Source organism: Burkholderia sp. AU30198 (genome assembly GCF_020419825.1).
Classification (GTDB): domain Bacteria; phylum Pseudomonadota; class Gammaproteobacteria; order Burkholderiales; family Burkholderiaceae; genus Burkholderia.
On the sequence record NZ_JAIZSA010000025.1, the window covers coordinates 96,513 to 107,531 of the forward strand.

Annotated in this window: 9 protein-coding genes; 2 read left to right on the forward strand and 7 right to left on the reverse strand. The window is 61.2% G+C overall.

Annotated elements, in window-relative coordinates; translation table 11 throughout:
• Positions 1-370 precede the first annotated feature (370 nt).
• Positions 371-1,222 (forward strand): LysR substrate-binding domain-containing protein, encoded by an 852-nt coding sequence (locus tag LGN19_RS35750; RefSeq protein WP_006480111.1) that lies wholly within the window; start codon positions 371-373, stop codon positions 1,220-1,222.
• Here LGN19_RS35750 and LGN19_RS35755 read toward each other — a convergent pair.
• The 5 genes from LGN19_RS35755 to LGN19_RS35775 form a co-directional block, all read right to left on the reverse strand.
• Positions 1,198-1,911: a hypothetical protein gene (locus LGN19_RS35755; protein ID WP_226219828.1), complete on the reverse strand. Its 714-nt coding sequence runs from the start codon at positions 1,909-1,911 to the stop codon at positions 1,198-1,200. The two genes, LGN19_RS35750 and LGN19_RS35755, sit on opposite strands and share 25 nt — an antisense overlap.
• 657 nt (positions 1,912-2,568) lie before the next feature.
• Entirely contained in the window at positions 2,569-4,467 is a 1,899-nt protein-coding gene (locus LGN19_RS35760) for a clostripain-related cysteine peptidase (protein ID WP_226219829.1), read from the reverse strand.
• A gap of 181 nt (positions 4,468-4,648) precedes the next feature.
• Positions 4,649-6,448 carry an ArnT family glycosyltransferase gene (locus LGN19_RS35765; protein WP_413227264.1) on the reverse strand — a complete coding sequence of 600 codons (1,800 nt, stop codon included), beginning with the start codon at positions 6,446-6,448 and terminating at the stop codon, positions 4,649-4,651.
• On the reverse strand, positions 6,448-7,194 hold the full coding sequence (locus LGN19_RS35770; RefSeq protein WP_226219831.1) for a polysaccharide deacetylase family protein: 747 nt from the start codon (positions 7,192-7,194) through the stop codon (positions 6,448-6,450). Before LGN19_RS35770 ends, LGN19_RS35765 begins: the two co-directional genes overlap by 1 nt.
• A gap of 11 nt (positions 7,195-7,205) precedes the next feature.
• Complete coding sequence (locus LGN19_RS35775) at positions 7,206-8,327, reverse strand: glycosyltransferase family 4 protein (RefSeq protein ID WP_226219832.1); 1,122 nt, start codon at positions 8,325-8,327, stop codon at positions 7,206-7,208.
• An 852-nt stretch (positions 8,328-9,179) separates the two neighbouring features.
• On the opposite strand from LGN19_RS35775, the gene LGN19_RS35780 reads away from it, so the two are divergent.
• Entirely contained in the window at positions 9,180-10,154 is a 975-nt protein-coding gene (locus tag LGN19_RS35780) for a helix-turn-helix transcriptional regulator (protein ID WP_226219833.1), read from the forward strand.
• Between the two features lie 16 nt (positions 10,155-10,170).
• Here the strand turns inward: LGN19_RS35780 and LGN19_RS35785 are convergent, their stop codons facing one another.
• Both LGN19_RS35785 and LGN19_RS35790 read right to left on the reverse strand, forming a co-directional pair.
• Positions 10,171-10,566 (reverse strand): lysozyme inhibitor LprI family protein, encoded by a 396-nt coding sequence (locus LGN19_RS35785; protein ID WP_226219834.1) that lies wholly within the window; start codon positions 10,564-10,566, stop codon positions 10,171-10,173.
• Between the two features lie 64 nt (positions 10,567-10,630).
• Positions 10,631-10,918, reverse strand: coding sequence for a hypothetical protein (locus LGN19_RS35790; protein WP_226219835.1), 288 nt, complete (start codon positions 10,916-10,918; stop codon positions 10,631-10,633).
• Positions 10,919-11,019: the final 101 nt, after the last annotated feature.

Here is an 11,019-nt window from a genome sequence, read left to right on the forward strand (position 1 = left end):
GCAATCCGCAAACCGCATTCCAGTCGCGATGGCGGCGGAGTAATTTTCCGCCCTACCGTCGCACGGGCAAGGTTCGCCACAGAATTCAGCACAGCACGATCGTGTGCAACCGGTTGACGTCCACTCGGTGCTCCAGAACATCGGGCGGTACGCTGTCGGTGATACCAACAGTCGCGACGCCGCTGCCTAGGCGCAACCATTCCTGGCCTTGGTGCATTCGAGTGTGCTCATGGCGCCGCCTGGATCCGTGTCGGCCAATGCCGGGCGGGGTGCACGTTTCGGATGACAGTTCCTATACTAGCGCTGTATTGACATTTATCAATTTAATAGTTGAAATCAAATCATTGATGATGGAAATGGGTAACCAATCATGCTCAATATTCCGACCGACCTGCTGAGGACGTTCGTGAAGGCGGTGGATCTGGGGAGCTTCACCCGCGCCGGCGATGCCGTCGGGAGAAGTCAGTCCGCGGTCAGCCTGCAGGTGCGACGCCTCGAGGAATTGCTGGAGGTGCCGCTGTTTGTTCGTGGAACCCATCGCGTGAAACTAACCGATGAGGGAACGGCACTCATCGACTACGCGCGACGGATGCTGTCGTTGAACGACGAGGCGGTCGGCAGCCTTAGGCGACCGAAGGTCGCCGGCAGCGTGCGTCTTGGTGCACCGCATGAATACACGGCCTCGCTTCTGCCCGTGATACTCGGCAAGTTCGCGCAGTCGCACCCCAACGTGACGCTCGAGGTCACCTGCGATCTGAGCAAGAACCTGCTGGCGCGGCAAGAGAAAGGCGAATTCAATCTGGTCATTGCGTTGCACGACGATGCAGTCAACGCTGAAGGGATCAAGGTGCTTACCGAACCCTTGATATGGGTCACCAGTCCCGATCACGCTAGTCATACGCAGCGCCCACTTTCATTGGTCGTTGCGCCGCCACCGTGCATCTATCGCAATCGCGTATTGCACACCCTGAGCCGAGTCAACCTGCCCTGGCGAATCGCCTACACGAGCTCCAGCTACAGCGGCATTATCGCAGCGGTGCGCGCCGGCCTTGGTGTTACCCTTCTCGCCAGCAGCACTGTTCCAGACGGAATGAAACCGCTCGGTGAGCGCGATGGCTTTCCCTCGATGGGGCATCTGGATGTGCGGCTGCACACCATGCAGGAAAATGCGACCGAGGCAGTGCACTGCCTGGCGGACTACATCGCGTCCAGCTTCGCTTGATGCGGCGCCGCGCCAGTCAAAGGCCGCGAGTGGTCTGGCCGATGTTGTATCGCTACCAGACTGATCGCAAATGTCGAAGCGCGACTCCACAGCGGGTCAACATTGGCGCCCGCGCGGAGGACCGGATGAACGCCGTCGATCGGCTGAAACCATTCAAGAACATCCAGCTCGTTCAATAACCGTGCTTCTCCGTCGAAGCGTTCGCCGCCCAGGCGGGCGCGTCGGACGATATTCCTGACGACGTCGCGATTTCCCCGCGAATTCCGCCATATCTGGACATCCGTCTGCTGGCACTCACTCTCGGTACGAACAATCAGATACGGACGATCGGCCAGCATCGAAGCCAGTGGTACACGATTGACGATCGCCGCATTCGCACTCAGGAGCAGGACGAGCGTATCGTCGGCACATCGGGTCAGGATGTCCAGCAGGCTCTCGTACTTGTAAAGCGCCTGTATCTGCGCGCCCTGCGCTCCTTGCGACGCGTCGACATGGAGGTGCGGATAATCGAACGCATCGGCATATCGGCGCTGCTTCATCTCGAGCAACGTATGCGGTATCGCCACGAAAGTTTCGACCGCGTGTAGGAGCGACGACGAGACCAATCCGCAAGCGGCGACCAGACAGGGCAGCATGTGCCGCCAGTTATAGATCCAGACATGCGCAGCCGCCAGGTCGGTGGACGTCACTGATCGGATCGGGAGGCCGTCAAGTTCCTCCTCCTTCCGTGATGCGTGCGATAGTTGAGCGAATTAATCGGATAGGAAAACTAACTCTTGGTGGTCGGAATAGCAGACCCAGAAATCAGCATGGCGGCGTTGTGCGTTGACCCGCACGTAACCCGGTCGCTCACAAAAGGTCCGAACAGTGGGATCCACCTCGATCAGCAACCACAGTTCGGGCGCGCCGCGCTGAAACAACGTGAGGCGATGGTTGAGCTTTAGGCTGAAGGCGTCCAGTCGAGGGGCGCCGCGCGGGCGCAGCGTCGCGACCGGCCGCATCGCGTGCCGGGGATCGCCCATAAGATCAGGGACTTACGGTCGGGCTTCGAAGTCTGCGGCGCGAATTAACAAATTTAATCCGGCCATATTCGAATTGACTACATTATTTTGGCGAGACTTTCAATAAAGTCGTCAACCCGTGGACCGGACTCCTTGATCTGCAGGGATTCTGGAGTGGCAGAATTATTTTGCTCTACACCCGCCATGCGTGCTCCGGGAATTCCTGTCGACACGCCAGCATCGCAGTTGCCGTGTCGACATCGATTCAAACAACACCCACGATTTCCGAAGCACGGTTGGGTTTCTCGATTCGCATCCTGAGCCTGAGAAAGTGAAAACCGTCCGTCACAGCGCAGGCGACAGACGCAAGCGATTCGCCAAGTCTGCCACGGCAAACGAGAATCGATCTGAATCAAGCTTGTCGATCCGTCCGATTTTCCAGCTATTACCTGCCGCCGCAACCGCCTTGCATCTCGCAGAATCCAAGGGCTGAGCCTCCCATGCCGACCCGGTCGGAGACCAGATCTTCGGCACCACCGTCGCTTCCGCCCCAATCTCCTGCACATGACCAACGGCAATACCTAACTTCTGAACAAAGCCATTCAGCGTCAGGTCTCCCCCTCGTTGTCCCGACACCAACAAGAAGCCGTCGACATAGGAAGCACCACGCTTGTCGCTATAGGACACGGGGATGACAAATGACGTATCAGCGTCTCCCGGAAGAACTGACATGATGCAACCATTGAGCGCATACCACTGCTCCGACGACTTGGTTGATATCTTGCGAAATTCGCCTCCCAAGTTCACATCACCTGCTACGGCGGGCGATGCTGGCCCGACAGGACGAAGCGCCACGACCTGCCCGGCGTCATCCCGAAGTGCCGCCATCGGTACCGCCTCCTGCCAGAGCTTCGGGGAAAACGCGAATGCCTGGACGTCGTCGCCTGATGCAACTGGCGGCGAGATCTGGATAAGCACGTCAAGTGCCGCCTTCAATGCGGGGCCGTATTCGCCGACAAACCGTCGATAGGAAGCGCTAAAATCCAGGCTACCGTATACCATCATGGTGGCATCCTCATATGCAGCGCCGGCCGGCATGAAGATCGTCAATCCGCTAGCCAACGGCCGGTTGCTTCCCGCACGCTTGGCGACAACGGCCTCGCTCAGCGCCTGCTCGACGACGCTGCTTCCGACTGTCGGCACGGGTAATGCCACAGACTCCAGTGCCCGTGAAAACTGCAGCAGATCGACCAGATCGGTGCTGGTGACCCAGTCGGTATCAAACGAACGTGCGTCGACGCGTGCGCGTGCGATGTCCGCTACGCTGCTTCCGTTCTCGTAAAGCGTCGTCCCGAGTCGGTCAATAACGCCGATGACACTGTCCAGCGCGTGCAGATCGACGAGCGAAATCGTGAGCTCCGGGTTGTCTGCTCCACGCAGGTCGTAATAGCTGTCAACGATCCGTGTACCCAGATCTCGAGCATCCATACCCGGTTGCGCCACGAGATCGCCAAATGCGCGCTCGTAGTTCCATCCGCCGACCTCGAGATCTTCCGATGCAACAAGGTAGTCCGCATACGGACGGAACGCGACGGCGACCTCGATACTGGCCATCATGCATGCGTCGAACCCGATCAAATCGAAGCGCTTGCCCGTAGCGGTAGTGGCAGCGTTGAACGCCGAGGTCATATCCTCCAACGACAAGTGCGGTCTACTCCCCTTCTCGTCTTCCGCAGGCGTCGTAGTGCGATAACCGAAGCCGCCATTCGGTCCGCCCCCGTGATCGCTCAAAATAACCGCAATCCGCTTCGCCGGATATTTTCGAACGCCCCACTCGAGAAAATCGCGCAGCGTATCCGATGCCGCCATGTCCTGTTGTCCCAGATCGCCCCGATTGATTCGTTGCCCCTGCGCGAGTTCCCAGCGTTGGGTCCGCGTCCAGTCGACAATTGGCTTCGTGCCTGCATCCCCCGCTATCGGAACTCCGCCGCCGGTGGTGACCAGGATATTCACCTTCGTGCCGGCCGTCGCTTTGGTCATCGCGTCGAGATCGCGCTGAAGATCATCAGTCAAATTCGAACCAACCATATAGACGAGCACGGTGCGTTCGGCCGTCTCCGAATCCGCTCCCGAACCGCATGCGCTCATCAATCCCGCGAGCGCGACACTCGCAAGCAGCCATCCGATCCACCGCTCCGTCATGCGCAATCGTTTCCGCATCGTTTTCTCCAGAAATGTACCCACCCCTTGCCTCCATACCCGCGATATCGGTCGGTCGAGCACTGCCGCCGCGGCTCGCGCCGCACAAGCCACGCTAGCTAGTCAACCAGCCAGGAAACGATGACGATCAACTCCGCCACGAGCAACATCACCGCGCCGATCACGAGCGCCGCGAGCCAGCATCCGCGGCGTCCGATGCCCGGCGTCATCTGCCCTCCGGTTGATGCGACGTATCGCGCGCCGGGTCCACGCCCGACGCTTCACGTTTCACCGCGCGATAAACGACGAGCGCCTCTTGCGTGTCGCCAGGGCGCGCACCGTGCCAGAACGGCGCCCACGACGCCCCCGGATCCGGCACCGCACCCCGCACGCCTTGCACGATCAACCAGCGACACGCGCTCGCACGCGGCTCGTGCACAGGCACGTAGCGAATCCCGGCGAAGTAATCGAGCATCGGCGCTTCCGATTCGCCGAGCCCCGGGCTTGCGATGCAATCGTGCTTGTGCCACTCGCCCGCGAGTTGAACCTTCAAATCGTCGAACACCGACCGGTAGCTTTTCGCGACGTCGAGCCATGGCAGCAACAGCGTGTAGACAAGGCCCCACGCAAGCACCGCGCCGCTCGCCCATGACAACGCGCCGCGCCACGGCCCCGCACGACGCAGCAGCGGCAAAATCGCGAACCAGCCCGCGCTCAGCATGAGCGCCGCGCAAATCGCCACCGGTTGCAGCGGAATGGTCCAGTCGAGAGGCAGCCATGCGCCAAGCCACACGACGGTGGCGCGCGGCAGCGTATCGCCCGTCATCGCGAACCAGGCGCACCACACGAGCACCGCGAACGCGCCGAACAGACAACGGCTGGCGTAATCCCATGCCGCGTGCCATCGCGCCTGCATGCGCTCGATGCTCCGTGCGGCGATCAGCGACAGCGGCCCGACAAACGGCAGGATGTACAGTTGTCGCGACGTCGCGGCGACATGAAGCACGACGAGCCCGATCGCGGCGAACGCGATCGGCAGCGCGATCGCCGGGTTGCGCCAACCGCGCAACATGCCGCCCGCGATTGCGGCAACCGCGAGCGGACCGACCGGAAATCCGGCCGTCAGCAACGCACGCCAGATAAACAGCGGCTTATCGTTCTCGGCACCGAGCATCGGCACCGAAAAGCCGAAGAAACGGCCGACGTTGTTGTCCCAGAACCAGGTAGCGAACAAGGCTTCCGAACGCAGATAAAGCGCCGTCGGCCAGATCAGCATGAACGGCGCGCAGGCCATCACGGCAATCGCAAGCACACGCGCACATGTCCGCGTTCGGCATGCCGGATACAACATGAGCGCAACACCCAGGGTCGCGCCGAACACGAGCGGCACGAACAGGCCCTTCGACATCAGCGAGATCCCGACGCCGACGCCGAATCGCACGGCCGCACGATAGTCGGGATTGCCGCCGCGTACGAGCGCCGCGACGAGTTCGTACAGACCGCAAAAGCCGATCGCCGTGCCGGCCATCAGCGCGACGTCGGTCATCATGTCGTGCGTGTGCTTGATCACGACGAGCGTGCCCGCGCACAGCGCAATCGGGCCGATCACGCGGGGATCGAACCAGCGCGTCGCACCGGTCGCAATACGCGCCACGCGCGCAGTAAAGCCGAACGCAAGCGCGGCGAACAACGCGCTCGCCAGTCGGGCAGCGTCGTGCAGCGGCAATATTCCGCCGAACAGCCGCGCGAACGCGACTGCGACCCAATCGTACAGCGGCGGCTTCTCGAGAAACGGCAGGCCGGCGTTGGTCGGCACGACCCAGTCGCCGGTACCCAGCATGTGCCGAATGATTCCGAACGTATACGTTTCGTCCTGCTTCCACGGGTCGTGGCCAACGATGCCCGGTGCCAGATAAGCGATACCCAGCGCGACGAGCACCAGCGCGCGTACCATCGGCCGCTCGAACCAGTCAGTGTTGAACGCGGGTGAAAACCGCGCTGCGTTTGCGGCGGAAGTACCGCGCATCACCGGAAGAACCTCCCGAGGAAGCGGACGACACCTCGCCCGCCCGGCACCGCGATGCGCGGCAGCAGAAACGGGTCGGTGCACGCCTTGACCCGCCCGCGCACGGTCGTCGTCGCGCTACGGAAGCCCGCTTCAGCGACCAGCCGCCGCGCGTTCGCATCGAATGCGCCATAGGGATAGCAAAACGATACGACCGGGCATCCGGTCGCATCCTCGAGCTGCGCCTTCGAGTGCGCAATCTGCCGCCACGCCGTCGGCGCGGGCACGTCGGACAGTGCAACGTGATTGACGGTGTGCGCGCCGACCTCATGTCCGTGCCCCAGCCATTCGAGCATCGCGCCGCGATCCATCAGTTCGGCCTCGGCGGTCGCGATCCCGCGATCCCAGTCGTTGCTGCCGCCCAGCTTGCCGGATACGAAGTAGCAGGTCGCGGTGAATCCGAGTTCGTCGAGCACGGGCAACGCATGCTCGAACACGTTGCGAAAGCCGTCGTCGAACGTGATCGCGAACAGCTTTGCGCTCCGCGTCTGTGCCAGGCGCCGTTGCAGTTCCGCGACCGACACACCGCAATAGCCGAGCGCCTTCAGCATGCGCATCTGGCGTCGAAACGCGCGCGGATCGACGCTCAGCCCGCGCAATACGTCAGAACGTGGCGGCAGCGGGCGGATCTGGTGATACATCAGGATCGGGCAGCACGCGGCGCGTGCGGTCGACGCGTGCGCGTTCGGTGCCGGCGGCCTTTGCATCGGGATATCGGTCATGCGAGAACCATGGACCTTCGAATCGACGCCCGATAAACCGAACTCGTTTCGTCGATAAACCGCGCGAGACTGAATTCGCGTTCGCTCCTTGCTCGCGCTGCACGGCCCATCTCGGGAATGCGCCCGGGGCCTGCGGCGATCTCGCGCAAAACGGCGGCAACCGCGCCCGGCGATCGTGGCGGAACGATCCACCCGTCGACGCGATCGCTGACGTTCTCCGGCAGACCGCCGACATCGGTCACGATCACAGCACGGCCCATCGACATCGCTTCCCGACACGCAAACGACAGGCTCTCGTGATAGGACAGCACAAACGACACGTCGCAGATCGCCAGCACGTCATGCGTGCGGTCCGTCGGTCCGACGAACGCAATCTGCTCGCCCACGCCGCTGCGCCGGACAAATTCGCGCTGCTCGGGCGACGGCCAGTCGCCGGCAAGCATCACGCGAAACTTCATGCGCAACGCATCGGGCAGATGCGCGAGCGCGCTGACCAGATCGCTCCACCCCTTGTGTGGCCCCGTGCCTGCGACGCTGCCCAGCACGATCGCATCGGCACCGGCTTCGCCGAAATACTGGACTCTCCGGCGCCGGATCTCGGCCCGCTCGATCACGTGCGGCGGCAGTTGCACGCCATGCTTGATCACCGTGATGTCGTCATAAGGCGATTGCCGCTCCAGCATCTGCCGAACATAGTCGCTGACGGCGATCGTCTGGTCCGTCGCGAACCGCGCACGCAAGAAATTGCCGACGCTTCCAGCGGCATACGTGTTGTGTTTCGTGAAGACAATCGAAGGCCGCGTGCGACTGCCCATCAGTGCAAGCATGACCTGCCGGTGATCGGCCGACCCGTTGACGTGTATGACGTCGAACGCCGATTGCCTGATCAGTCGCCGCAAGCGCACCAGTTCCGGAAGAAACGTACGCCATCCCGGCTTGAATTGCATGTCGACGACGCGCACGTCCGGCAGCGTGTCGACCATGCGCGACAGACGGCTGCCGGCCGGCGACGCAACCGCCACGTGAAACCGGTGGCCCAGGCCGGCCGCAAGATGATAGATATAGGTGTCGTGCCCGCCACCATTGCCGCCGTGAAAATTGGTATAGAGAATTTTCATCGCTTGTATTCTCCGGACGGTGCACCACAAGCGCGTCCGTATTTGCCGACGGGTGCGCTCCCTCGTTCACTCCAGCGCGGCGGGTCGGTTTCGTCCCTTCGCATCGAGTGATGCCGCGTGATTTGAAATTGTCGAATTCATGCCGCTCCAATCAGCATGTACCCGTCACGAACCGCATCGGCAGCTCCATTGTATTGATTTTGTAATGACATTTATTTCAAAATATCGAAGGAATTTTTCCAAAAACCATCCACTCGGTTGGGAAACGATTCACATTGATTTTTTGTTCTACCCTACTGAATTATTTCGCCACACGTCAGTTTCATGTGAATAGCTTGTTCCGCGGGCTGTATACCTCGTATACGGCACGATGGCTTACCTATCGGCTTGTATTTCCCTACGATGTCGGCCGTGAATGATGTTGCTCTCTGCCCCGATTGATTCTTGTTGATGCTCAATTTAGCAACAAAAACAATATAGATCACCATGACGAGCGAATTTCCGATCCAGACACGCAGTTTTCACGGCACCGATGGAGATGAAGTTTCTGATTTTCTCGTAACGACCTACGCGGAGAACCGTTTTCGCGCACTTCATGCCGGCAAGCGGGAAGTGACCATCAGTGGCCAACAATGGAATGGAATCGGTATTTATGACGGCAACTTCGAAATGCCATTTCACTTTGAATCGAACGGCAGCCCCAACTACCTCTTCTCCTCATGCATCAATGGCGGATCGACGTTCACAAGCGGGAATACGGTCGCGCAATGCGCTGTCGGTGACGTAGTACCGGTCTCGCCCTCAACCGATGTGACGTGCGTATCAGAGCCTGCAGGATTCCACCATGCCGCCGTGATTCTCGATGCCGGCGAACTGAACGATTTCGTATCACAGTGGATCGGCAGGCCGCTCGCCACGCCGGTCCGGTTCGACATGAAGCCGATCGCGGCCGATGCGGCCGTCGCATGGAACACCGCCGCCGACTGCCTGCGCCGGATGATGATGCTGACACCTGCGCCGAAGGCGGCCATGCGCGCACTGTACGAGCACATGTTGAAACACATGATGTTGCAGCACGGCAGTAACTACAGTGAGCTGTTCGCGACGGACGCCTGTGTGACCGAACACACCGCGCATTCCGCGGTGGCGATGATCGAAACCGACCCGATGCGATGGAAAACGCTCGGCACGATCGCGCATGCGCTCGACTGCCCGACCGGCGCGCTCGAGAACGCGATTCGTCGGCTGACCGGCCAGTCTTCGGCCGCGCTCTTTGTCCAGGGGAGGCTATACGGCGTCCGCCATGCGCTCACAAAAGGCGACGGCAGTTTCGTCCGTACGCTGCAGGCGTTCGGCTTCGCACCGTCCAACCGCTTCGTGAACACCTATCGTCAGCGCTTCGGCGAACCGCCGAGCACGACTTACCAGCGCAATCCGAACGCGGCCGACATCCGCCACGATTTCTTCGAACTCACCGACACGCTCCGCGAAACGAACGTCAACCGGTTCATCGACGAATCGCTCGGAAAACCGATCGGCCTCGCAGACCTGGCGCGCCTGACCGGCCTGAGCGAACACGCGACGATCGCCGCGTTCAAGGCGCAGTTCGCCCGCACGCCGATGCAGTACGTGATCGAACGGCGTCTCGAGCGCGCGCGCTGGCGGCTGTGTCACACGTCCGCGAGCATCTTGTCGATCGCGCTCGATTGCGGATTCGGCAGCCAGAGCTATCTGACGACACTGGTCAAGCGGCATTACGGCGTGACGCCGCGTCAGCTTCGGCTGTCGGCCGGTACGACGACTCTCGGTGACGGCGGCCGCCGGTGAGCCGCGCCCGGCACGATCACTGCGCCGCGACGGGACAGTTCATATCGCCTTCGCCGCATTCGAGATAGCGTTGCAGAGCAGCCGACCGCGACCTCGTCGTTTCCTCTAGGCATGCGGCACGCGCGAGCGGCTCGGCCGATCCTCCCGCAACACGGATCGTCTGGAATACGCATTCGGTATCGCGAAACGCGATCCATGCACGCTGCGCTTCGGTCAGCTTCCTCGCACCGTCGCGGTCGTCTTTTAGCCGACTCTGCAATGCGCGGTAGCGACGGTTGAGCTCAGCGTCCACGCGCGCATAGGCGCGGCTCGCACATTCGTTCATCGTGCGTTGATCCTGCGGATTCGCGCAATCGGGAGCCGCGTGCGCATCGCGTGCCGCCAATACGGCAAGCAACGCCGCGAGCGGCACGAGCTTCGGAAGGACCGTCATGTTTCATTCCCCTGGCCGATTGGTGTGCGTTCCCCGTGCCACGTCACTGCCCGGCACTCGCATCCTGCGCGCGCCATGCGCGCCGTTGTTGCGACAGCCGGCTACCTTCTATCTTGCTGATGTCCTCAATGGATCCACCCAGTTCGTTCTTGATAGTTTGCGCAGTCGTCTGTTTTTCAGCAAGCTGCTCTTCCTTCTCGTAGTGCAGTGCAATCAGTTGCGCGTTGAAGCCTAGAACATGTGCGAGGAAGGGCTTCCAGTCCGAATGGGCGGCCGCGAACTTGCGCAAATGGAACACATCACGGGGGGGTGTCAGAATTTCCGTGTTCAAGACGGGTTGAGATTCACACGGATGGTCGAACGAACCGATCCTCGTAGAGGATGGCGAATTGGTTCATGGCTGCCTTCCAATCGTGAGCAGCACGCCCCCAA

Bases quoted from the DNA above. Each gene is read 5' to 3' on its own strand.
- LGN19_RS35775 (WP_226219832.1), bottom strand. From the start codon at position 8,327: ATGAAAATTCTCTATACCAATTTTCACGGCGGCAATGGTGGCGGGCAC.
- LGN19_RS35770 (WP_226219831.1), bottom strand. From the start codon at position 7,194: ATGCAAAGGCCGCCGGCACCGAACGCGCACGCGTCGACCGCACGCGCC.
- LGN19_RS35765 (WP_413227264.1), bottom strand. From the start codon at position 6,448: ATGCGCGGTACTTCCGCCGCAAACGCAGCGCGGTTTTCACCCGCGTTC.
- LGN19_RS35750 (WP_006480111.1), top strand. From the start codon at position 371: ATGCTCAATATTCCGACCGACCTGCTGAGGACGTTCGTGAAGGCGGTG.